Origin of the sequence: Veillonella seminalis (genome assembly GCF_003992065.1) — a bacterium.
Lineage (GTDB): Bacteria > Bacillota > Negativicutes > Veillonellales > Veillonellaceae > Veillonella_A > Veillonella_A seminalis.
Genome location: NZ_RQUZ01000003.1, coordinates 28,938 through 52,299, shown reverse-complemented (window position 1 = coordinate 52,299; position 23,362 = coordinate 28,938). Strand labels below are relative to the sequence as shown.

Genomic DNA, 23,362 nt, shown 5'->3' with positions numbered 1-23,362 from the left:
ATAAAAAAGGCAACTTCTTCGGAAGTTGTCTTTTTTTGTTGCTTTAAATATCTATAAAAATCAATATTTAAGAAGTTGCTGATAAAATAAGGATCCGTAAGATGTAATTTTAATGAAAGTGAATCTATTTCTAGAAGGTAGATGCATAGTTATGCGAAATAGTCATAACTAAAACCTTTGAATTTTCAATTCAAGTGTGATATTATGTCCATAGATTGGTAGTCATGACAGCTTCATGATTGATAGAAAATGTAATAAGGTGTGAGGAAACATGGACACTCCATTGTATATTACATGAGTAAAGAAACATGAAGAATGAAATGAGATGCCATCTGCTATTTTATTTCTTTTTTCTGTTTTTTACCGAAAGGGGTAATTACAATGAAAAAACGTTTTGCAGCTATTTTTGCAGCAACTGCTGTACTTGGCGTAACTACTGCATTCGCAGCAAACCCATTCTCCGATGTAACTCCTAACGATTGGGCATACCAGAGCGTAGCTCAGTTGGCAGCAGCTGGTGTAATCAACGGTTACCCAGATGGCACTTTCAAAGGCCAGAACAACATCACTCGTTACGAAATGGCTCAGATGGTAGCTAAAGCTATGGCTAACGAAGCTCGTGCTAACGCTGAACAACAAGCTATGATCAACCGTTTGGCTGATGAATTTGCTAGCGAATTAAACAACTTGGGCGTTCGTGTTGCTACTTTGGAAAACAAAGTTGGTAACGTAAAAGTTACTGGTGACGTTCGTTTGAAATACGAAGGTTATGAAAAGGAAGGCCAGTTCAGCAAAACTAACGCAAGCAAAAAGTCCAAATTTGACTATCGTGGTCGTATCCAATTCAATGCTCAAGTAAACGAAAATACTTCTGCAGTTATTCGTATTAAAGGTTCGAATGAATTTGGTAACACTGGTAGTGCTTCCGTATCTGCTGACCGTGTTTATGTTGCACACAAATTCGGTAAAGACACTACGGCTGTAGCTGGTCGTTTCGGCGCCTTCGTTGGTAACGGCTTAATCTATGATGATACTTTTGACGGTGCTGCTTTGGCATACGACAATGGTAAATTCAGCGCATTAGCAGCTTACGGTTACTTTATTGAAGGTGTACCTGCTGCAACGGCTGATAATAACCTTTCCGTAACATTGTTACAGGCTCAAGGTAAACTTAGCGATGACATCACTATCGGTGGTTTCTATGCATTCGCTAACAATAACGGTTCTAAATTTGCAAGTGCTTATAATTTAGATGGCGACAGTTTCGACATCTATGGCGGTTTTGCTGACTTCCAGTTCAAAAACGTTTGGATTGGTGGCGAATACGCTACATTTGCTGAAGATGCTAAAGAAGGCGGCAATGACGCTTGGGTAGCAGGTATCGGTTTCGGTAACTACAACATTAAAGAAGCCGGTTCTTGGGATGTTAAAGCTCAATACTTTGATTTAGCTGAAAAAGCTCCTGTATTCAGCTCCACTTGGAATCAGCCTGCATCTCAAAACTATAAAGGCTGGTTAGCAACTGTTGACTATGCATTAGCTAAAAATGTTGGTTTATCCGCATACTATGGCTTTGCAGCTGAAGACCAAGACGGTAATGACTTGAGCGATTACTACCGTGCAGAATTAAACTACAAATTCTAATTTCTTGTAAAACAGAATTAAGAAGTAGTGAAAATAAGACACCCACTTCCTTCGGGAGGTGGGTGTTTTTTGTGTTTAAAATGAATAAACTTCATTATTAAAATTTATAATTATAAAGGATTTTGAAATTTTATGTCGAATTAATTATTATGGTATTTTCACTTTTTAGGTAAGAGGAGGTTTATTTATGAAGAGATTTTTTTCACTGTTAATGATGGGGATTTTCGTTTTAGTTGGGGCTGTATTTACAACAAATGCCTTTGATGTTGCCGCTTATTATAATAGCGGTAGCAAAGAAAGAATTATGCCACTCGTGTATGTAGGGAATGCAGGGGTGAGCAATGAAACAGAAGCCAGAGAAATTTTATATAAAGCTATTGATCGTGAATTAGCTAAACATAAAAATTTATCACCTGTTAATATGGCTGAAAGCCAAAGTGTATTTGAAGAATACTTATTGGAAAACGATTTGAATCCTGATGATACTGCTTTGGGTCGTGGTTATGTGCCGAAGAAAAAGGAATTAAATGAAATGGCACAGCAGACAAATTCCGATTATGTATTATTGATTAATGCGAGAATCACCGATTCTAAAGTAAAAACCGCTTGGCTCGGTTTTTCACCGTTAAAATTTGAAGTCACCGTATTGTACACAGTCCTTATTTACTCTGTTAAAGAAGATAAATATGTGTATAACGAAAAATATATTGTTAAGGAAAATGCTGCCGGTACAAGCAGTACAGAACGTGCTTTTAAAAAGGCTTGCATCAAATTTGCCGATAGAGAATTTACACTCGATCAGATGACGTTAACTAAAGCGGCTATGCAAAATAATTAATGATTCTGTCATTTGATAAATCTTGGGATTGATTATAATCTAATGAAAGAAAAAATAGCACTATGAATTTGAAATATTAACTCTTAAATTCATAGTGCTATAATAATATTCAGAGCTATTAACGTGAGTTAGGTTCATCACCGAAATGTGGTGATACTATGACAGTATACGAAGCTATATCATTAATGATTGGTTTTGCTACTCTTATAGTGCTAATTATTTCATTAAAGAAATACACCTAACGCCCAGAAGTATTGCCGTACTTCATACGTTAGGTGTATCCGTTCATATACTTTAGATGATCCTAACGCCTACACACGTTAATAGCTCTCTTTGTACTTTCAGTATATCATGTATTCCATTTTCGTCAAGTTATGACAAATATGAAATAAGTTTTATAATTGTATTGATTTCATAATAGCATGATAGCTTTTGAAAATTGACAAAAGTCGAATAAGTTCACCAGATGTGGTATACTTAATAATAACCCTTTAAATTAGAAAAATGGGGTTATAAACAGAAATTTAGATCGGATTGTGAGGTATCTATGACAGATATACGATTATTGGCAATTGATTTAGACGATACATTAGTGAGAGAAGATAATACAATTTCAGACTATACAAGAAGTATTTTGAAAAAGGTACAGACCAAGGGCATTCATATCGTGATTGCAACGGGCCGCATGTATCAGACAGCACGTCCTGTGGGGCACGCCATGGATATGGGCGACTTGCCGATGATTTTATTTTCCGGCGGTTTGGTGCAACGCATCGAGTCGGGTGAAAATTTATGGGAACAGACAGTAGATGTAGCGGTAGCCAAAGAGATTTTGCAATTGGCTAAAGCCAATGATTGGTATGTGCAATCCTATGTGGATGATGAGCTTCTCGTTCATCATGAAACGGAAGAATCGCGTATGTATGAAAAAGGTGTAGGAGCCAAGCCGGTGTACATCGGCGATGCTGTATATACGCCGCCAAAAGGGCCGAATAAGTTACTCTTTATTGCAAAACCTGAGAGAATCCGGGAAATCGAAGCGGAGATGAATCGTGTTTTTGCAGGTAAGGTAGAAATCGTGCGCAGTAAGCCGAATTTTTTAGAAATTAACAGCATGAATTGTACGAAGGGCAGCACCTTGGCTCATATGGTGGAAGACTTAGGGCTGAAACCGGAGCAGGTTGTGGCATTCGGCAACTCGCAAAATGATATTTCCATGTTGGAATACGCGGGTACAGCTGTAGCTGTGGCGAACGCCGATGATAATGTAAAAGTAGTGGCTCACGAAGTGTGTCCGTCCAATGAGGATGACGGCGTGGCACATTGGTTGGAGGCGCATATTTTATAAAGAAGGGAGACTCATTGTGGAAGGTACGTTTAGATTACTCATTGTGACAGGTATGTCCGGTGCAGGTAAAACACAGGTAATGCAAGCCTTGGAAGATATGGGTTTCTTCTGTGTAGATAATTTACCGCCCGTTTTAATTCCTAAATTCAGTAATTTATGCCGTCAAGCAAGCGATCGTATCAATCAAGTAGCCTTGGTCGTGGATATTCGCGGCGGTCAGTTTTTTGAAAGCTTGTCGGATGCATTGACATCTCTTAAAGAAATGCAGGTTCCTTATGAAATCGTATTCATGGATGCCACTGATGAGACATTGATTCGACGCTATAAAGAGAGCCGTCGCAGTCATCCGTTGGCTCCGGACGGACGTATTACGGTAGGTCTTAAAAAGGAACGTAAGATTCTTGATTCTATCCGCCCGCGTGTAGACTATATTATTGATACGACCAATATGAAAACAAGCCAATTGAAGGCCTATTTGCGTCAGAAGTTTTCACAATTGGAAGAAAAGAAACAGGGCATTGCCGTGTCCGTTGTAAGCTTCGGTTTTAAATACGGTATTCCTCTTGATGCAGATATGGTATGGGATGTTCGTTTCTTACCGAATCCGTACTATAATCCGGAATTTCGTCATAAAACGGGGCGAGTGCCGCAGGTTAATGAATACATTAATTCTTTCGAGGTGACGGAACAATTTTTAAGTACTATGTTTTCGACCATGGACTTTTTATTGCCTAATTATGAAAAAGAAGGAAAGAGTCAGTTCGTGGTGGCCGTTGGCTGTACGGGCGGTATGCATCGCAGCGTAGCCATGGCGGAAGCTTTGTATAATCATGTTCAAACATTAGGGTATCGGGCAACAATTGAGCATCGGGATATGTTTAAAAATAATGTAGAAGAGGATTGTAATCCTCGTGAGGTAACGGCAGCTGAGATTAAATAACTCGGTAGCGTTATCGCTCTAGATAGGAGAATTCAAATGATACATATGTCAGGATTCCGGTGGCTCACACCAGGCCTTAAATTAAAACGATGGCTGGTTGTGTTTGGTATTGGCATGCTGCTCGTAATCGTAGGTGTGGCCTTGATGCTTAATTATCAATGGCTGTCATACTTTGAAGATTTATTTTTACAAGTTTTATATGAAACAACCGGTTCCTATAATTACACAACATTGGCGACCGGCGGTTTTATCACCATTTTAATCGGTATCGTGCTCATGACAATCGGCACTAAGCAGGTAGGCAGTGCCGTAGTGCGTGCTATTATTCCGGCCGATACGGATAAAGTGGGTGATTATATTTTCCAAAATATTCGCATGGCCAAAGGGCCTAAAGTTGTTGTTATCGGCGGTGGTACCGGTTTGTCCACCTTGCTGCGCGGTTTGAAAACCCATACGTCCAATTTGACGGCTATTGTAACCGTAGCGGATGACGGCGGTTCGTCCGGGCGCTTGCGCGAAGACTTTCAAATGATTGCACCGGGCGATTTACGTAACTGCTTGGTAGCTTTGGCGGAAAAAGAAGGCCTTATGGAACAGCTCTTCCGTTACCGTTTCGGTGGGGAAGGCGATTTAGCCGGACATAGTTTCGGTAATTTATTCTTGACTGCATTGACTCAAATTCTTGACGAAGATGTAGATAAGGCGCTCGATGCATCCAGTAAGATTTTAAAAGTGCGCGGTCGCGTTATTCCGGCGTCAACGCAGAATATTGTACTCATGGCGGAAATGGAAGACGGTTCGATTGTGGCCGGTGAAAGCCAGATTCCGACCGTGCAAAAACGCATTAAACGTGTTTTCACGGAGCCTGCTTTACCGCAACCACAAGGGGCTGCTTTGCAAGCTATTGATGAAGCGGATGCTATCATCTTGGGACCGGGCAGCTTGTACACAAGTATTATGCCGAATCTTTTGATTGATAAAATTGCGGAGCACATTAAGGCTTCGAAAGCACCAAAGCTTTATATTTGTAATGTTATGACACAGCCGGGGGAAACCGACGGTTTTACGGCGGCCGATCATGTGGCGGCGTTGCAAAAAATGGCCGGCCTTGGCATCGTGGATACGGTTATCGTCAACGATGTGCCGTTTGATGATGCGGTTATCGAGAAGTATAAAGCGGTAGGGACCGAACCGGTGAAGGTGGATACGGATAAATTGGCAAGCCTTGGCGTGCGCACCGTTCGTGCAGGTCTCATTCAACATCCGGAAACGGCAGTTCACGATCCGGAACGTCTCGGCAAGATTGTTATGGACGTTATTTACGCCATGCAGTCCGGCTTGGAACCTCATATTTTGGAATATTATTTGAAACGTGAGGATCGTTAATTAAGTATTGCAGATATTAGCGGCTGCCTTAAGTGCAGCTGCTATTGGCTTATTAAGAACTTTTGAGAGTATATAAGGCGTAGAGCCTGCTGTTGCCGATATAGGCAGCAGTTTGAGAGAAGAGAAGGGAGGCACCTATGTCGTTTGCAGAAGATGTAAAAAACGAACTGTGTCAGTATAAGAATGAAGACAGTTTGTCTGCTAAAGTAGAAGCCTCTTGTTTGTTGCGCATGGGCGGTTCGCTTTTGTTGGGCAGTCAGGGGCGTGTGGGAATTCGGTTGGTTACGGCAAATAATGCGGTAGCACGTCGTGTTTTATCTATTTTGCGGGCACATTATGCCTTGCATACGTCCGTCCTCATTCGGCGCGGCTTGAATTTACGCAAAAAGAATGTGTATACCTTGACGGTAGAGCCGACTGTAGAAGGGCGTGAGGCCTTAGAAGACATGGCTTTATGGCCGATGGATACGGATTTGCCGGCGGAATGGCTCACTACCATGGAAGGTCGTCGTGCCTTTTTACGCGGTGCCTTTTTAGGTGGTGGATCCGTCAATAAGCCGGAAAGTGATTACCACTTGGAATTTATGACGAGTAATCAGCATTTTGCCGATGAAATTGTGCGCGTACTGCGACTGTTTCATATCGTGGCACGCGTTACGGAGCGCAAAGATTCCTATGTGGTATACATCAAGGAAGGCGATGCGGTAACGGATTGTTTGCAGATCATGGGGGCTCAGTCCGCCCTTATGGAATTTGAAACAGTGCGTGTCGTGAAAACGGTGCGTAATCAGATTAATCGACAGGTAAATTGTGAAACTGCCAATTTGCAAAAAACGGTCAATGCGGCGGTACGTCAGCTCGAGAGTATTCGTATCATCGAGCGACATCAAGACCTTAGCGATTTGCCGCCGAAGCTTTTGGAAGTGGCTATGGTGCGTCTGGATAATCCGGATGCCAGCTTGGGGGAACTTGTTGACCTTTTGGGTGGTCATATTTCCAAATCCGGTGTAGGGCATCGTTTCCGTAAATTGGAACAACTTGCCTTGTCCTATGAGCCTATGGGCTTGGAAGAATTTATTTAGGAAAAGAGGAATAATTCAGTGAAATTATTACGTAATAAATACAGATGGCTTGCCGTCTTAGTAGCGTTATGGACACGCGGTTTGGGCTTTGTAATGGGGGCTCCGCCGGAAACGGTGGATTTTAAGACCACTACTTTTACGCCTTTGCCCGTAGTTTTGACTGAAGAAAAAGATACGTTGATTTTTTCCGACAGTCCTGAATATGTAAATAAACCGGGTGTATTGGCAGCCGGTACCGTCGACGGTACGGGGCGTGTGTATTTTTATCATGTTAATGAAATGAAAGAACCGCAGAAGATTGCCATCGTACTTGAAAATACGTCTAAGAAGAATGTGGATGTAACGGTACATCGCGAAGTATTTGCCAAACCTAATCGCGAATATTTTGTAGTGGGCAGTGAATTGTCACGGGAAGATTTGGATACTCCATACGTGGGCACAAATCGTCAATGGCAACCGGCAGCACAGCGAAAACGGTCGGCAGAGGCAGCCGGAGTACCGGTGCCGACAGTAACCGCAAAGAAGGATACGATTGAACAAATTGCCGATAACGCCACGACCGATAAATCAACGGCCGATACAGCCGTAGCAAATACAGCAACAGCTAATATTGCCACGGCCAATAAGGACGGCGCGATTGAGAAGATGGCCGTAGCCGACCAAAGAGGTGACGATGAAGCTGTCAAAGTAGGCGATGACGTAGTGGGCAAACAGCGTGAACAGGCTGTAAAGGCTTGGCGTAAAGAAGTTCGTCAGCAGGCTCAGGCTGAGGCTAAATTAAAACCAACCGTGCTTGATACGGTGACGCTGGCGCCGGGCGGCAAACAAGCGTTCTTTTCAAAACTCGATAAGATTCCGATTCCGCAGGATGACTTGTTCTCCGGAATTTTTGATTTTACGTCTTCCGGTCCCGTGTATGTAAAAGTAATGATGTTGCCGTTTGATACACCGGCTTTGGGCGGTTCGTTGATGGCGGAAACCTTGCCGATGGATGAAGTAGCCTTGCGCGGCACATATGTGGGGGCGCAGCGTCGTTTAACCTTAATGCAACCGTTTGACAGTGCCTTAGGTCCTGTATCAATTATGGTGGCTAATGACCGTGAAGATCCCTTCGTGGAAGGCGTTGATGAATTGACACCAAATGCAGCTTCCAATGTTTCAGGTACTGGAAGTGCTGCCGGTGTTGCCGGTGCTACAGGTGATGTAAGCACCGCTGCGGCGGTAACCGGTACAGCCGTGACCAATCGCGGTAACTACGGTGTCAGCTATGAAGTGACGATTCCTACTATGGGAAATCGCGACTTTGCGCTTTATATTAATCCATTAGGTGGAGCCTATGCCGGTTCTTTTAAAGTAACCTATGACGGTACGTCTGAAATCTATAATGTACCGACCGGTGCTCGTTTATTCTTGGGCTATAATACAACACAGGATACCCAGTATTTCAATACCTATAAAGCCGGTAAATTGTTGACCATTCAGTTCATGCCGGCCGGTGCTTCCAATTTACCTATTCAGTTCTTATTGGTGCCGCAGGCATAGCTGAAATAGATTTACTTAGATTATTCTGTTTAATTTAGGTAGGTTTACTTTAATTTCTTGGACTTGGTTAAAATTAAATTGTATAGATTGTAGTTTAATTTGTAGTGAAAGCGTAATCTGAAAAGGTTACGCTTTTTGCATGTATGAAAGCCTTTGAACACAGTAAAAATCGGTCTTGAAAGGAAGAAATTTTAAAGGCGGGATTAAAAATTGAAAATTAAATGTCCTTTTGGAGCAGAAGTATAGAATTATCCCTGTTATTATTAGCTTATTGAGTAATGTTCTCATAATTCCCGGTGTAAAAATTATTTTGAAATTTGCATCAAATATGATTTAACCGCGGATTTATCGGATAAGGTGGTAATATGGAACAAGTTTTAATATGGCGAAAAGCAGTAATCGGTTCGGTTGGTTTTCATTTAATAGCCGCTGTCGCTTTAGGCGTTATCGGCTATCACATGAGTCAAATGGCGGCAACCGATGCTTATGAGATTGATTTATCAATCCCCGCAGCTCAGGAAGAGACAATAACAAAACAAGTTGAATTTCCCAAACCGTTGGCGGTCGAAGATGTGAGTCAACGAGTAGCCGCGGTGAGTCAACATACGAATCCGGCGGCCGGCGGTTACGGTGGCGGGACTCCTTCTGAAACACCGCAGTCAGTAGCACCGGCATCCGTTGTAGCACCGGGCACGGGCACGTTGGCAATACCGGGAGCGTATGAAGGTGCCGGAACGAGTTTTAACGGTATCGGCCAAGGCTCGAATGAGTCGGGTGGTCCTGTTGGGGAAGGCCTTGGCAGCGGTGAAGGCAGCGGTATCGGTAACGGTGATGAACCGGGCGTGGCACCGGGGGAACCGTTTGATACGGACGGTTTTTGGAGTGCTGTTAATGCCAATAAATCCTATCCGCCGGTAGCAATACGGCGTAATATTGAAGGGGACGTAACAATTCAGGTTACCCTTGATAGCAGTGGCAATTTGGTGTCGGCCGATGTGGTTTCATCGACAAATTCGCTACTTGCTGATGCGGCTTTAAAAGCGGTTTACAACGCAACACCGTATCATAATCCAACCGGCGAAAGCGTTACGGTAAATGTGCCTATTAGTTTTCGCTTGACAAATTAACAGTATTTATTTAATATTAATTCTCAAGTATTTAGAGTAAAGACCTTTCTGTAAGTACAGATGATGAATAACCTATAGCGGTTATAACGAATCCGTACAGACAGAAAGGTCTTTTTGCATTTTGGAGGGAATATGCAATTAATAGAATCGATTAGGGATAAAATGCAAGATTCCGGCACTCGTTTGCTCGAGGTTTTGCACAATCGTAAAGTATATGAGCGCAAGGACGAAAACGGTTATGCTCGCATGATCAGTCAGCCTGTTTTTGACGGTATTGATATCATCTATAATGACGTGGTGATGGAGCGGATTACACATAATGCGAAACCTATGTCCGGTTTATTTGAAATCCATTTTTGCCAAGACGGGCGTATTGAATGCTCTTTTGAAAACGGCAAATGTTTATACATGAACGACGGCGATATTTCGTTAGGCTGGAAGACCTGTACCAACTTCCGTCACAGTTCGTATTTTCCGACCGGTTTTTACAAAGGACTTTCTTTGGCTGTGTATGTTCCGAAAGCACAGGCGGCGGTAGATACGTTTGTTGGCAAAAACAGTATCGATTTGGAAGAAGTATGCAATCGCTTTTGTAGCGGTAATAATGTAGGTTTGGTTAAAGATACGGGCCGTTTAAAAGAGCTTTTCATGGATCTATATAATGTGCCCGATGTGCTTCCCGAGGTATATCTTCGCATAAAATGCGTTGAAATTTTCGTGTTACTCGGAACATTGACCGGTGAGACAGGAGAGGAGCATATTTACTTTGAACGGGCTCAGGTGGAGACAATTAAACGAATTCATGATGAAATTTACAGCGATTTGGGCAATCATCATACCATTGAGGAATTGGCCAATCGGCATCGCATATCTATGACAGCCTTAAAACGTTGTTTTAAAGGGGTGTACGGTATTACGATTTACCAATATGTAAAGCGGTGTCGTATGAACTTTGCCGCTAAAGATTTGGTTAAGACGGATGATACGATTTTAGCGATTGCCAATCGGTGGGGTTATGAAAACGGCAGTAAGTTTTCATTTGCTTTTAAGCAGATTATGGGCTGTAATCCTCGCGAATATCGCGTTAAAAATAAACTGCTCAATTAATTGGCTGATTTGTTGCTATAAGGCTTTAAAATAATTCAATAAATGAGTCATTTTAATAGGCGTGGAATTTTAAATTAATTCGTAAACTGATTGGATTAAATGTCTTATTGGATTGCTTTGGCCGTTTTGGGGTAGTTTATTGAGATTAAGATTTGTTATCATCTAATGTATAGCGATTAGGTATAGCATACTGAATTCGCTTGCTAGGGCTTAAGGAGGCCATTATAATGGAAAGTATAAGCTATATCATTAATTTATTTGTGACCGGTGGCTTGGTAATGTATCCTTTATTGGTATTGTCTATGATTACCGTAGCTATCGGGATTGAACGTTGGTATTTTTTCAGATTGAATACTAAAGGCGGCCGTGGTTTTGCACATGGTGTGTATCATAGTGCCAAAGCCGGTAACTGGCGTGAAATTGACGAATTGTGTCAGCAATTTCCGCTGTCTATCAGTCGCGTAGTGCATGCCGGTTGCAGTAATCGAGAATCGGAACAAAGTATGAAAAATGCCTTTATGGAGCAGATGACGTTTGAAACTTCGTCCTTTAAGCGCTATTTGGATTATCTCAGTGCAATCGTTACGGTAGCACCGCTGTTGGGCCTCTTGGGCACGGTTACGGGGATGATCGGAACCTTTGGTGTACTCGATAACGGCGGCGGTGCGGCGGCCATTACGGGCGGCATCGGGGAAGCATTGATTGCAACCGCAACGGGACTTTGTGTGGCGATTATCGCGTTTGCCATTTATACCTATTTCAGTCATCGTCTGGATCAATTCGTGATTCGCTCCGAAGAATTGTGTTTGACCATGGTCAATGCCATGAAGAAGGAATGGTGATACTATGTTCAAGGAATTCGGACTGAAACAAAAACCAATGTTTATGATCATTCCTATGATTGATATTATTTTCTTTTTACTCGTATTTTTTATGATGAACAGTTTGCAAACGGTGGCACAAAAGTCATTGGATGTGCAACTTCCCGTAGCACAGGCGGCAGTGCAGCAGAAACAGGTGCCGGTTATTATTACGCTTGATACGGCAGGGCATATCGTGATTGACGGCAAACCGTTGAGTTTGACGGATGCTAAGCAAGTGCTCTCGGCTAAGCAGGCGGATAATCCGCAGGTGGCAGTGGTGCTTCAAGCCGATGCTCATTCCGCTCACGGTCAAGTGGTGGCCATTATGGATACGGTGCGCAGTGCGGGAATCAAAAAATTCTCCATCGGTGCTACCAATAAATAACTAATAAGCCGAATAAGTTTAACATAGAAGGTCGCGAGCTTAAAGATTGTGGAAAGGATTTAGTTTATGATGAAACCGGAAGAGTTATTTGCAAAAATGTCCCTCGAGCAGCGGCTCATGCAATTGGGACGGGCAACGGATAATCCGTTGATGGAGGCTTTTGATGCGAAGCGTGTCGTTCACGCCGGTCTCAACGGTCGGCCTTTAAGCCCGGAGGAAGCACAAGCAACATGGCAAAAGGTCATGGCAACGGAACCGGTAAAAGGGCAACTGCAATCGGCGTATATTCATATTCCGTTTTGTCAGACGAAATGCTTATATTGCGGATTTTTTCAAAACGCGGCTAATCAGTCGGCGGAAGATAGATATATAGATTTATTAATTCAAGATTTGGAAAGCGATGCAACGCAGCGCCGGTTAAAAGACGGTTTGATTCAGACTGTGTTTATCGGCGGCGGCACACCGACTTCCTTGTCGGCCAAAAATGCGGCTCGTCTTTTACAGACGATTAAAAAGTGTCTGCCATTGGCTAATGATTACGAACTTACTTTGGAAGGCCGTATTAACGATGTGGTGCCTGAAAAAATGGATGCCTGGTTCGCCAACGGCGTTAATCGTATGTCACTGGGTGTGCAGTCTTTTCACACAAAAATACGTCGCCAATTGGGACGCCTCGATGATCGAGAAACAATTTTAGAGCGACTCCGTCAGCTCAAAGAGTATAATCAATGTGCCTTGGTGGTTGATTTGATTTACGGCTTGCCGGATCAGACGCCGGAAAAATGGCAAGAAGATTTGGAAATGCTGGAAGCGGCACCGATTGACGGGATGGATTTGTATCAGCTCAATGTGTTTGAAAACAGCGATTTAAATGCAGCTATTAAAAACGGCAAGGTGTCACCGGCGGCAACAACTCGTGAACAAGCGACTATGTATGCCCAAGCACGTGCATTCGTTGATACGTATAACTATCGTCGTCTCAGCGCTTGTCATTGGAGCCGTTCATCAAGAGAACGCAGTCTATATAACAGCATGGCCAAACGCGGGTATCCGATGTTTCCGTTAGGCTGCGGTGCAGGCGGCAATGTAGGTGGCTATGCAACGATGTTACATCGTTCACTCGGTGCTTATGAGCACATGGTGGAAGCGGGGCAAAAGCCGTTTATGGTGCTCATGAAACAGTCACCGCTTCAGGAGATGGCCAATATTATTGTGGATCAGTTGGAACATTGCTACTTCGATTTGAAACCGTTAATTGCCTATGATGAACGTTTGGCAGAATTAAAATGGTTATTCGATGTATGGTGTGAACGCGGTTTATGTGAGCATAACGGTATTGTGTATAAATTGACCATAGCCGGCGAATTTTGGCATGTCAATTTGACGCAGACAACGATTGAGTTGGCTCAATATTTATTGACCGGTGAGTCGACCATGCTTCATGAAAATATTGCTGCCCAAAATACGCAGGGCAAATCAAGCGGTCATCCGGGCGAAATGCCAAAAGGTCATCCGGGAAACATTCCTAAAGACCATCCCGGTGCTATGCAAAAAAATCATATGGAAGGGATGATCAAAGGTCATCCTGCAGAAATGCCGAAAGGGCATCCTCCAATGGGAGGACATCCGGGGCACATTTCTAAGGAAATGAGGTGACCGGTTGAAACGTTATTTATTGGTTCCCGTGGCTATCGTAATCGTTTGTGTCATTGCTTTGACGAGTTGGATTTCACTAACTCATGAAGGTAACACGCAAGTACCGATGCGCACGGTTACGGACGCGACCGGTACAACCATCGTTATTCCTGAGCATCCTAAGCGTGTCGTTATTTTGAACTCATCGAATTTGGACATGTATTATGCCGTAGGTGGTACGGTAGTCGGCAAACCTACATCGTCATATATTTCCAAAGAAATTATGGCAAAAACGAAAGATGTACCGTCAGTCGGCACACTTCACAGTCCCAGTATTGAGACAATCATCGGACTTCATCCGGATCTCGTTATCGGCATAAATGTGCCGTTTAATACGAGTTTACGTGACATTTTGGCACAGGCGGACATTCCTTTATACATTAACGATTTAGATACTTATGATGATGTGGTGACGACGCTCACATTCTTCGGCGAACTTACGAATCAGCCGGATGTTGCGAAAGCAACGGCTGATAAAGCGGTGGCGAATTATAATAAGCTTGTTGATGACACTAAAAAACAAAAAGGGCCGCGCAGTCTTATTATTTTCGGCGCTCCCGGCAGTTTCAGCATGGCAACCGGTAAAGCCTTCAGCGGCAATTTGTTGGAGTTACTGGGAGGCCATAATATTGCCGATATGGCAACGGGGCTTGACGGTGATTACGTGCCGCTCAGTATGGAGTATGTGGTAAAAACAGATCCGGAAGTTATCTTTTTTATCAGCATGTCGCCTAAATCGGACAGTGTAAACGTATTTAAACGGGAAATGCTGAATAGTTCCGCTTGGGCGGATGTGAGTGCCGTTAAAAACCAGCGGATTTATTATTTATCCGGCGGTTTATTTGCGGCTAATCCGGGTACGCGCATCAGTGAGGCGCTGACAATTATGTATGATGATTTATACGGAAAGGAGGCGGCTCATGACGCACCGTAATAGTGAAGCGGTTTCATCAACACATCATTCCTACCATGATTCGCGGCAAAACAAACGCCGCCTGACATATCTTATAGCCGGCATCTTTTTGGTATTTGTAATTATAACTGGTTTTATGTATGGTGCCGTGCCTATCAGTTGGCAAGAATTAATGGCCGTGTTACAGGGGCAGGGCAATCCCGACACGGAACGTATTTTATATTATTTACGTTTGCCCCGCGTGATTGCAGCTGCTTTGGTGGGCATGAATCTCGCCTTGGCCGGTTGTATTTTGCAAGGTGTACTGCATAATCCGTTGGCAGATCCGGGGATTATCGGTGTAACAGCCGGTGCCGGGGTGGCGGCCATGGCGGTTATGATTTTAGCACCTGCTTTAACGGCTTGGGTACCTTTGGCCGCCTTTGTGGGAGCTTTGGTGGCTTTGGCGGTTGTATTTATTCTGGCTTGGGACCGCGGTATTAACCCTTTGCGTCTCATTTTGGCCGGGGTTGCTGTGGCTGCTTTCTTCGGCGGTGGTACGACGGCCTTATCCGTTATGTTTCCGGACCGAATTCAGGGCGTAGTAAACTGGCTGGCCGGTGGTTTTGCCGGGGCACGTTGGACCTATGTGTGGATTGTGTTGCCATACAGCCTTATCGGTTTGGTAGGTGCCATTTGGAATTACCGCAAGCTGAATGCCTTGCAAATGGGCGAAGAAGTAGCTTTATCTCTGGGCATTAATTTGAAAAAAACGCGTATTATTTTAGTGCTTTTGGCGGCCATTTTAGCAGCTGCCTCCGTGAGTGTAGCGGGCTTACTCGGTTTTGTAGGGCTTATTGTGCCGCATTTGATGCGACTCGTCGTAGGTTCGGATTTTGAATATTTATTACCCGCGTCGGCTGTGTTCGGCGCAGGTCTTTTAGTCGGTGCCGATACCTTTGCGCGCACCATATTCAGTCCTGCTGAAATTCCGGTAGGTATTTTCTTATCCTTCTTGGGTGCGCCGTTCTTCCTATACTTATTGAAACGGAGGAGCCGCACATGACGAAACGAACTTTAATCATGAATAAAGCCGGTATCGGTTATCCTTCGCGACCGGTGGGTAAAAATATATCACTCGTTTTTGATAAACCGGAAATCGTGTCAATTATCGGTCCTAACGGTTCAGGCAAGTCGACGGTGTTAAAAACATTGGGTCGTTTGTTGGAACCTTTGGGCGGTACGGTATTTCTTGACGGCAAGGATATTCAATCCATGAATTCCAAAACGGTAGCGCGTATGATTGCCATGTTGCCGCAATCGGCACAGGCCCCGCAGGATATGACCGTGCGCGATCTCGTGCTTTGCGGTCGTTTACCGTATCAGAATCCGTTCAGTTCGCTTACCAATGAAGACGTGGCAGCGGTCCAAACGGCGATTGAAGAAAACGGGCTCAGCGAGTTACAACACCGACCGCTTAAAGACTTATCCGGCGGTGAACGGCAGCGTGCTTGGCTCGCCATGGCTATTGCACAGGAGCCGGATATTCTCCTCTTGGATGAACCGACAACCTTCCTCGATGTGCGGTATCAGCTGGAACTGATGAAGTTGGTAGAAAAACTTCATCACACGCGAGGTATTACGATAATCATGGTGCTCCATGATTTGAACCATGCCGCTCATTACAGCGATCGTCTTATTGCAGTGAAAAAAGGGCAAATCGTGGCCGACGGTCCGGCAGACGAGATTTTTACGGAAACAGTTCTCAGCAATTTATATGAAGTCAATATGGTATTTACCAAACTTGACATAGACGGTGAGACACATACCATCTGTGTGCCCTATGAAACAGGAAATAAAAAATAAGGCTGTAAGAAATATACTCTTTAGATATAAAGGCATAATCAATATTAGCGTTATATTACTCATAGCCAATTTAATTATTCTCATAAGCTGAAAGGAGTCATTCGATGAACAGCATTGTTATTTATTCATCCCGCACCGGGAATACCAAACAAGTAGCCGAAGCAATTGTGGGCGTTTTGCCGGAAGGTACGCCATGTGTGCCGGTTAATGAAGCTCCGGCTGACTTAAGCCAATATGATGTAGTATTCATGGGCTTTTGGGCTGACCAGGGGAATGCGGATAAAGCAGCTCAGGCAGTGCTTAAACGCATTGATAATGAAAAAGTAGCTTTATTTGCTACCTTAGGTGTACCGCCTATGATGCCGCATGCCAAAGAGACTATGGTAGCCGCTACCGGTCTTTTGCCAAACGGTCAGGAACCTTTAGGGACTTTCATGTGCCAAGGCAAAGTAGATCCGAAAGTCATTGAAATGATGTTCAAAATCTTCCCGGATGGTCATCCACACGGACGTAGTGCCGAACGCGAAGAACGTCATAAACAAGCGGCATCTCATCCGGATGCAAATGATTTAGCCAATGCAGCGGCATTTGCTAAAGAAGTTTTGGCAAAATTAGGTTAATACGGCAAGCCGTCCAAGTTGTAAATACGATTCAAGTACAGTGTGTAGATTTGAATCGTGAGGGCATTATGGATATGCTAAGCATAGCATAATAATGAATACATATAGCGTGTAATAAATTGACATAATAGGTAAGGACCTATCGAACACTGAATATCACAAATTAAACCGTCGTTGATGCGCATAGGGGCACAAGCGGTTTTCAGTAGGGTATTGGTGCAGGTAGGTCCTCTTATTATGTCATTTTTTATGCATAGATTTTTTCAAAAAATAAAGGTAAGTTCTGGATATAATTAGGGATTTGTAATGTGCAATTGTGAAACGTGTTGATTTGTGTTTTTTGTGTTATTTAGAGGTGTTTAGAGATGAAAAGAGTAAAATCCAAAGAACTTGTGTTGCATGCCATGACATTGGCTGTTTTATTAGCACCTGTATACGGCGTACAGGCAGCGGATCTTGCCACCGATATGGTAGTGGTAACGGCGTCGAAGACGGAGGAAACTGTGAAAACGGCCCCGCAGGCGGTTGAAGTAGTTACAGCTGAAGATATGAAACGCATGGGCGCTACCGACCTTGTGTCCGCCTTGCAGCTCGCAGATAATGTGAGTCTTGCTGAATCGGCCATGACCGGTAACCAAGTAATGCTCCGCGGTATGGACACGAAACATACTCTCATTTTGGTGGACGGTAAGCGCATTGCCGGTGAAGATACGGACAGCACGGCCAATGTGTATACTTTGGGCCGCATGAGTCTTGATACAGTAGAGCGCGTAGAAATCGTACGCGGCGCTACGAGCTCGCTTTATGGTTCTGATGCTATGGGCGGTGTTATTAATATTATTACCAAGTTGCCGGACAAAGAAGGCGTAACAGTTGGCGTTAATACGGGCACCAAGCAGCAGAATAATTATTATCGCTATGATTCCGGTAAACAGGGGCGTTGGAATTTGACTACCGGCGCTCAATTTACGAAGGTACGTCCGCAGAATATTTTAACCGTAACTGAAGCATTAGCCACTAAAGTGGGGAGTGAAGGCTACAACCGCTACATGTTCGGCAATCGTCAGAATTTTGATATCAGCGCTACCTATGATTTTGAAAATGCTAACAAGAATAAACTCCGTTTGGATGCTAATTACTTCAAAGAAAAGCTTCGTACGGAGCTGGCTGATGTGCAGGGACTTAATCGCGGGATGGCCTATGACCAGCAAAAAGACAAGGTAGAGCATTACAACAATACGGGCTATGGTTTGAGTGCCACTTATACGGGCTCCACGGAAAAGAACGATTACCAAGTACGCACCTATTATAATCAGCTGAAAAAAGATTATGATATGAGCAACAATGTAGACTTTTCTTTCTTAGGTCGTTTCAGCAAAGTAGCACAGGCCATGATGGAAAAAATGTATCCGAGCTCCGATTATGACCGAGCCAAGTATTACACATGGGTAACGGATGCACAGAATACCATGTACCTCAATGATGCGCATACCTTGACCTTTGGCGGCGAATATCGCAAAGTGTACTATTCCGGCACTCGTTTGGGTGGCCAAGCTGATGCGAATGGTGTGAAAACGCAAGAAGCCCATACAGTTAATTCCTATGCCGGTTTTGTAGAAGATACATGGCAAGTAACGGATAAATTTATGCTTCAGCCTTCGGTTCGCTATGAGCACAACAGCTCCTTCGGATCTAATGTATCACCGCATATCGGTTTGAATTACAGCATTAAGGATAATCTTCGTTTCAAAGCCAATTACGGTAAGGGCTATAAAGCACCAACCGTATCCGAACTCTACATGGATATGTGGCACAGTCCGGGGCCAATCATGGTTAACGTGGTAGGTAATCCTGACTTAGAACCGGAAAAATCCACGAACTTTGACTTCTCATTGGAAGGGGAACACGGTAAATCCTTTGGTAAGATTACATACTACAACAATAAGGTGTCCAATCTCATCAACTACAATCAGTGGCGTGATGCGGCTACCGGCGTTTACCATGCACAGTATGTGAACGTGAATAAGGCACAGATTAACGGTATCGAATTGACAGCCGGTCATAAATTGAGCGACCGTTTGAGCCTCAAAGCAACCTACAACTACATCGATGCGAAGGATAAGACAACGGATACGCGGTTACTTAATCGTGCCAAATCCATTACCACCGTTCAGCTCGTTTACGATGATCATAAAAAGACCGGTTATAGCGGTGTAATTTGGAACAGCTTTACTCATGATTATGCGTATAATGCGAGCGGTCGCAGCAGCACCAATTACGATTTGTATTCCTTCAACACCTTGAATGCGGCGGTAACCCGTAATTTTAATGAAAACTTCTCAGCCTTCGTGGCAGTAAACAACATCCTCGATAAGGATGTGGAAGACCTCAACATGTATGGCCGTGTATGGCGCGTAGGGGCTGAAATTAAGTTCTAATTGATATGACTTTTTGATAAACGGAACTTCATAATACTAACCTTGACAGGCTAACTTCAGACGGGTAAAATATAAAAAGAAGAAACAGAAGGGCGGTACGAGAGACCGTTCGTTTCACACAATTTACCTTTTAAGTTAGTCCTGTGAGGCTAGTAAAGGATATGGTAGGCACCTGTATCGTTATATTGCTATAGGTGTATCACTAAGTCTGCTATAGACCTTTTGCCACAGGCAAGAGGTCTTTTTTTGTTATATAAACCGAGAATCTCAGTTAAGGAGGCTGACAATGGGAGAAGTAAGTTTGAAAGGCAAGCATTTGCTGGGTTTACAGCATGCTACAAAGGAAGAAATTGAACTTATATTACGCGTAGCCAAGAAAATGAAGAAAATCGTCTTATCGGATGATAAGAAATATCCTTTGTTAAAAGGCAAATCCATCATCAACTTATTCATGGAAAACAGTACGCGCACGCGCAGTTCCTTCGAATTAGCTGGGAAATACTTGGGTGCCGACGTTATTAATATTACGAAGAGCGGTAGCTCCATGGCGAAAGGTGAAAGTTTCCGCGATACTTTGCTTACCGTATCGTACATGGGTACCGACGCCATCGTAATGCGTCACAGTGCGGAAGGGTCCCCGTTATACGCTACTAAAGTGGTGGATCCGATTATCATCAACGCCGGTGACGGTGCACATGAACATCCGACCCAAGCTTTGCTCGATATGTACTCCATTATCGAACGCAAAGGCACTTTGGAAGGTAAAAAAATTGTTATTGCCGGCGACATCATGCACAGCCGTGTAGCGCGCAGCGATATTTACGGTTTTACCAAAATGGGCGCCGATGTTCACTTGGTTGGTCCGCGCACTTTGCTTTATCCGGAACTTGCCAAAATGGGTGTAACCATTCACTACGATGTGCGTGAAGCGGTTAAAGACGCCGACGTAATCAACGTATTGCGCATTCAGTTAGAACGTATTAACTCTGCTTTATATCCGACGAATCGTGAATATGCACGCATCTTCGGTATCAATAAAAATGTGTTGGCCTTGGCCAAAGACGATGTGATGGTTATGCATCCGGGGCCTATGAATCGTGGTCTTGAAATTGCTCACGATGTGGCTTACAGCGATGAATCGGCCATTCAGGAACAGGTACGCAACGGCGTAGCGGTACGTATGGCTGTATTATACTTAACGATTGTAGGAGGTGACGGCAGTGAACTTGCTGATTAAGGGTGGAACCATTGTAAATCCGAAAAAACAACAACATGAAGTAGCCGATATTTTGGTGAAAGACGGCAAGATTGCCGCAATCGGTCAGAATTTAAGTGCTGACGGCGCTGATGTATATGATGCAACCGGCCTTATCGTAACACCGGGTCTCATCGACATGCATACGCATTTGCGTGAACCGGGTCAGGAAGCGAAAGAAGACTTCCACAGCGGTACGCAGGCAGCAGCTGCCGGCGGTTTTACCCGTATCGCTACCATGGCTAACACCAAACCGGTAGTAGATAATGCCGCTTTGGTTCGCGGTTTGCAAAAACAGGCTGAACTTACCGGCCTTGTAAAAGTTGAATTTATCGGTGCCGTAAGTAAAAACCTTGAAGGTAAAGAACTGGCAGAAATGGGCGACATGGCGGAAGCCGGTGTTGTCGGTTTCTCCGATGACGGTCACTATGTAGAAAGCGCCGCTTTCATGCGCCGTGCTTTGGAATACTCCAGCATGTTCAACAAACCGGTAATCGACCACGCCGAAGAAGTAAGTCTTACTCATGAAGGTCATATGCACGAAGGATTCGTAGCTTATGAAATGGGGGTTAAAGGTCGTCCGGCCGTAGCAGAAGACATGGCTGTAGCTCGTGACCTTCTCTTAGCACAGATGACCGGCGGTCACATTCATATCGCTCACGTAAGCAGTAAAGATACGGTAGACCAAATCCGTGCCGCTAAAGAGAAAGGTATTAAGGTAACTTGCGAAGTAACAGCGCAGCATTTATCTTTTACCGATGAATTCTTGCGTGAATATAATCCGGCTTTCAAAATGGCGCCGCCGATTCGTTCCGAAGACCATCGTCAAGCCCTTTTGGAAGGCGTGAAAGATGGCACAATCGACGCCATTATTACGGACCATGCACCGCATGCGGAAGAAGAAAAAGACGTGGAATTCTGCTGTGCACCGAATGGTTTCAGCGGTCTTGAAACATCCTTGGCAGCTGTTTTGACACATACTTACAAAACAGGCATTTTGACCTTGGATGAAATTGTAAATCTCATGAGCGTTCGTCCGGCCGAAATCATGGGCGTTGATGCGGGCGTTTTAGAAGTGGGCAAAACCGCCGATATTACCGTTTTCAGCACCGATGAAGAGTGGACGGTAGACCGCAATTTATTCTATACTAAAGGTAAGACGAGTCCGTTTGACGGCATGACCTTAACAGGCAAAGCCAAATTAACGGTTGTAGATGGTAATATTGTGATGAAAGAGGGAGTTGTGACTCAGTGAAAGGCAAATTAGTACTACAAGATGGCTCCGTATACGAAGGTAAGCTCTTGGGAGCAAGACCAATCCTCGGCGAAGTTGTATTTAACACCGGTATGACCGGTTATCAGGAAATTTTGACCGACCCTTCGTACGCCGATCAAATTATCACATTGACCTATCCGCTCATCGGCAACTATGGCGTGTTCCGCGATATTGCACAGGCACCGAAACCATATTGCCGCGGTATGATTGTGGGCGAACTTTGTACCTTCCCAAGCAATTGGCAAAATGAAGGCTTATTTGAAGAATATTTACGTGCGTACGGCGTGCCTTGTCTCTATGATGTAGATACCCGCGCCATTACTCGTAACATCCGTAACCACGGTGTTATGAAAGGCGTTATCTGTCCGGTAGATACGCCGCAGGAACGCATTGATGCGTTGTTAAAACAGGATTTGCCGACCGACCAGGTTATGCAGGTAACGACCAAGTGGCAAGGTTTCCGCGGTAATGAAAACGCCGAATACCATGTAGCCGTATATGACTTCGGGGTTAAAGAAAATATCTTGAAATCCCTCGAAGCGAGCGGCTGCCGCTTGTCCATTTTCCCGGCTGACATCAAGGCGGAAGAGGTATTGGCAGTCAATCCGGACGGTATTTTCTTATCCAATGGACCGGGGGACCCTTCGGACCTCGGCTACGCCGTTGAAGAAATTAAAAAATTACTCGGCAAGAAACCGATTTTCGGTATTTGCATGGGTCACCAAGTATTGTCCTTAGCGTTTGGCGGCTCCACTTATAAATTACGTTTCGGCCATCGCGGGTCCAACCATCCGGTTAAAGACCTTCGCACCGGCCGCGTGTACATTACCTCTCAGAACCACGGCTTTGCGGTAGATGAAAACAGCTTAAAAGACGCTGATATCACGATTACCCATCGCAGTGTGAACGATAACACCGTGGAAGGTATGCGTCACAACAGCTTGCCAATCATGTCGGTACAATATCATCCGGAAGCATCGCCGGGACCGACTGACAATCTGTACTTGTTCGATGAATTCAAAGCAATGATGAAAGAATATAAATAGAAAGGGCTGACC

The 23,362-nt window shown here is 44.2% G+C and carries 21 protein-coding genes; all 21 read left to right on the top strand.

The window, feature by feature from the left end:
• Nucleotides 1-381: 381 nt before the first annotated feature.
• The 21 genes from EO126_RS02740 (at nt 382) to carA (ending at nt 23,350) form a co-directional block, all read left to right on the top strand.
• Complete coding sequence (locus EO126_RS02740) at nt 382-1,644, top strand: S-layer homology domain-containing protein (RefSeq protein ID WP_127007442.1); 1,263 nt, start codon at nt 382-384, stop codon at nt 1,642-1,644.
• A 187-nt stretch (nt 1,645-1,831) separates the two neighbouring features.
• Nucleotides 1,832-2,482 (top strand): hypothetical protein, encoded by a 651-nt coding sequence (locus tag EO126_RS02735; protein WP_006555086.1) that lies wholly within the window; start codon nt 1,832-1,834, stop codon nt 2,480-2,482.
• 158 nt (nt 2,483-2,640) lie between these two features.
• On the top strand, nt 2,641-2,724 hold the full coding sequence (locus tag EO126_RS11180) for a putative holin-like toxin (protein ID WP_225723661.1): 84 nt from the start codon (nt 2,641-2,643) through the stop codon (nt 2,722-2,724).
• Nucleotides 2,725-3,029: 305 nt separating this feature from the next.
• Nucleotides 3,030-3,830, top strand: a complete 801-nt coding sequence (locus tag EO126_RS02730; RefSeq protein WP_006555085.1) for a Cof-type HAD-IIB family hydrolase — start codon at nt 3,030-3,032, stop codon at nt 3,828-3,830.
• A gap of 16 nt (nt 3,831-3,846) precedes the next feature.
• Nucleotides 3,847-4,770, top strand: a complete 924-nt coding sequence (gene rapZ, locus EO126_RS02725) for an RNase adapter RapZ (protein WP_127007440.1) — start codon at nt 3,847-3,849, stop codon at nt 4,768-4,770.
• Nucleotides 4,771-4,806: 36 nt separating this feature from the next.
• On the top strand, nt 4,807-6,156 hold the full coding sequence (locus EO126_RS02720) for a gluconeogenesis factor YvcK family protein (protein WP_127007438.1): 1,350 nt from the start codon (nt 4,807-4,809) through the stop codon (nt 6,154-6,156).
• A gap of 137 nt (nt 6,157-6,293) precedes the next feature.
• On the top strand, nt 6,294-7,238 hold the full coding sequence (gene whiA, locus EO126_RS02715; protein WP_127007436.1) for a DNA-binding protein WhiA: 945 nt from the start codon (nt 6,294-6,296) through the stop codon (nt 7,236-7,238).
• Between the two features lie 18 nt (nt 7,239-7,256).
• A complete protein-coding gene (locus tag EO126_RS02710; protein WP_127007434.1) occupies nt 7,257-8,780 on the top strand; it encodes a hypothetical protein in 1,524 nt (507 codons plus the stop codon).
• A 365-nt stretch (nt 8,781-9,145) separates the two neighbouring features.
• The gene (locus tag EO126_RS02705) at nt 9,146-9,907 is read left to right on the top strand and encodes an energy transducer TonB (protein ID WP_127007432.1); all 762 of its coding nucleotides are present in this window, start codon (nt 9,146-9,148) and stop codon (nt 9,905-9,907) included.
• 132 nt (nt 9,908-10,039) lie between these two features.
• Complete coding sequence (locus EO126_RS02700; protein WP_127007430.1) at nt 10,040-11,014, top strand: helix-turn-helix transcriptional regulator; 975 nt, start codon at nt 10,040-10,042, stop codon at nt 11,012-11,014.
• A 227-nt stretch (nt 11,015-11,241) separates the two neighbouring features.
• Entirely contained in the window at nt 11,242-11,856 is a 615-nt protein-coding gene (locus EO126_RS02695) for a MotA/TolQ/ExbB proton channel family protein (protein ID WP_127007428.1), read from the top strand.
• A 4-nt stretch (nt 11,857-11,860) separates the two neighbouring features.
• Nucleotides 11,861-12,262 carry an ExbD/TolR family protein gene (locus EO126_RS02690; protein ID WP_006555077.1) on the top strand — a complete coding sequence of 134 codons (402 nt, stop codon included), beginning with the start codon at nt 11,861-11,863 and terminating at the stop codon, nt 12,260-12,262.
• A 66-nt stretch (nt 12,263-12,328) separates the two neighbouring features.
• Entirely contained in the window at nt 12,329-13,918 is a 1,590-nt protein-coding gene (gene hutW / locus EO126_RS02685) for a heme anaerobic degradation radical SAM methyltransferase ChuW/HutW (RefSeq protein ID WP_127007426.1), read from the top strand.
• 4 nt (nt 13,919-13,922) lie between these two features.
• Nucleotides 13,923-14,891, top strand: a complete 969-nt coding sequence (locus EO126_RS02680) for an ABC transporter substrate-binding protein (RefSeq protein WP_127007424.1) — start codon at nt 13,923-13,925, stop codon at nt 14,889-14,891.
• Nucleotides 14,878-15,915: a FecCD family ABC transporter permease gene (locus EO126_RS02675; protein ID WP_127007422.1), complete on the top strand. Its 1,038-nt coding sequence runs from the start codon at nt 14,878-14,880 to the stop codon at nt 15,913-15,915. Before EO126_RS02680 ends, EO126_RS02675 begins: the two co-directional genes overlap by 14 nt.
• Nucleotides 15,912-16,715, top strand: a complete 804-nt coding sequence (locus tag EO126_RS02670) for an ABC transporter ATP-binding protein (RefSeq protein WP_127007420.1) — start codon at nt 15,912-15,914, stop codon at nt 16,713-16,715. Before EO126_RS02675 ends, EO126_RS02670 begins: the two co-directional genes overlap by 4 nt.
• Before the next feature lie 104 nt (nt 16,716-16,819).
• Nucleotides 16,820-17,335, top strand: a complete 516-nt coding sequence (locus EO126_RS02665) for a flavodoxin family protein (RefSeq protein WP_127007418.1) — start codon at nt 16,820-16,822, stop codon at nt 17,333-17,335.
• Nucleotides 17,336-17,700: 365 nt separating this feature from the next.
• Nucleotides 17,701-19,773 carry a TonB-dependent receptor plug domain-containing protein gene (locus tag EO126_RS02660; RefSeq protein WP_127007416.1) on the top strand — a complete coding sequence of 691 codons (2,073 nt, stop codon included), beginning with the start codon at nt 17,701-17,703 and terminating at the stop codon, nt 19,771-19,773.
• 286 nt (nt 19,774-20,059) lie between these two features.
• A complete protein-coding gene (locus EO126_RS02655; RefSeq protein ID WP_006555069.1) occupies nt 20,060-21,010 on the top strand; it encodes an aspartate carbamoyltransferase catalytic subunit in 951 nt (316 codons plus the stop codon).
• Nucleotides 20,994-22,283, top strand: coding sequence for a dihydroorotase (locus EO126_RS02650; RefSeq protein WP_127007414.1), 1,290 nt, complete (start codon nt 20,994-20,996; stop codon nt 22,281-22,283). Before EO126_RS02655 ends, EO126_RS02650 begins: the two co-directional genes overlap by 17 nt.
• The gene (gene carA / locus EO126_RS02645; RefSeq protein WP_006555067.1) at nt 22,280-23,350 is read left to right on the top strand and encodes a glutamine-hydrolyzing carbamoyl-phosphate synthase small subunit; all 1,071 of its coding nucleotides are present in this window, start codon (nt 22,280-22,282) and stop codon (nt 23,348-23,350) included. Before EO126_RS02650 ends, carA begins: the two co-directional genes overlap by 4 nt.
• Nucleotides 23,351-23,362 lie beyond the last annotated feature (12 nt).

What these genes read in the sequence shown, in the direction of transcription:
- EO126_RS02675 (WP_127007422.1), top strand. Translation starts at nt 14,878, where the DNA reads ATGACGCACCGTAATAGTGAAGCGGTTTCATCAACACATCATTCCTAC.
- EO126_RS11180 (WP_225723661.1), top strand. Translation starts at nt 2,641, where the DNA reads ATGACAGTATACGAAGCTATATCATTAATGATTGGTTTTGCTACTCTT.
- EO126_RS02695 (WP_127007428.1), top strand. Translation starts at nt 11,242, where the DNA reads ATGGAAAGTATAAGCTATATCATTAATTTATTTGTGACCGGTGGCTTG.
- EO126_RS02735 (WP_006555086.1), top strand. Translation starts at nt 1,832, where the DNA reads ATGAAGAGATTTTTTTCACTGTTAATGATGGGGATTTTCGTTTTAGTT.
- EO126_RS02700 (WP_127007430.1), top strand. Translation starts at nt 10,040, where the DNA reads ATGCAATTAATAGAATCGATTAGGGATAAAATGCAAGATTCCGGCACT.
- whiA (WP_127007436.1), top strand. Translation starts at nt 6,294, where the DNA reads ATGTCGTTTGCAGAAGATGTAAAAAACGAACTGTGTCAGTATAAGAAT.
- EO126_RS02690 (WP_006555077.1), top strand. Translation starts at nt 11,861, where the DNA reads ATGTTCAAGGAATTCGGACTGAAACAAAAACCAATGTTTATGATCATT.
- EO126_RS02660 (WP_127007416.1), top strand. Translation starts at nt 17,701, where the DNA reads ATGAAAAGAGTAAAATCCAAAGAACTTGTGTTGCATGCCATGACATTG.
- EO126_RS02705 (WP_127007432.1), top strand. Translation starts at nt 9,146, where the DNA reads ATGGAACAAGTTTTAATATGGCGAAAAGCAGTAATCGGTTCGGTTGGT.
- EO126_RS02730 (WP_006555085.1), top strand. Translation starts at nt 3,030, where the DNA reads ATGACAGATATACGATTATTGGCAATTGATTTAGACGATACATTAGTG.
- EO126_RS02670 (WP_127007420.1), top strand. Translation starts at nt 15,912, where the DNA reads ATGACGAAACGAACTTTAATCATGAATAAAGCCGGTATCGGTTATCCT.
- EO126_RS02720 (WP_127007438.1), top strand. Translation starts at nt 4,807, where the DNA reads ATGATACATATGTCAGGATTCCGGTGGCTCACACCAGGCCTTAAATTA.
- EO126_RS02665 (WP_127007418.1), top strand. Translation starts at nt 16,820, where the DNA reads ATGAACAGCATTGTTATTTATTCATCCCGCACCGGGAATACCAAACAA.
- hutW (WP_127007426.1), top strand. Translation starts at nt 12,329, where the DNA reads ATGATGAAACCGGAAGAGTTATTTGCAAAAATGTCCCTCGAGCAGCGG.
- EO126_RS02655 (WP_006555069.1), top strand. Translation starts at nt 20,060, where the DNA reads ATGGGAGAAGTAAGTTTGAAAGGCAAGCATTTGCTGGGTTTACAGCAT.
- EO126_RS02740 (WP_127007442.1), top strand. Translation starts at nt 382, where the DNA reads ATGAAAAAACGTTTTGCAGCTATTTTTGCAGCAACTGCTGTACTTGGC.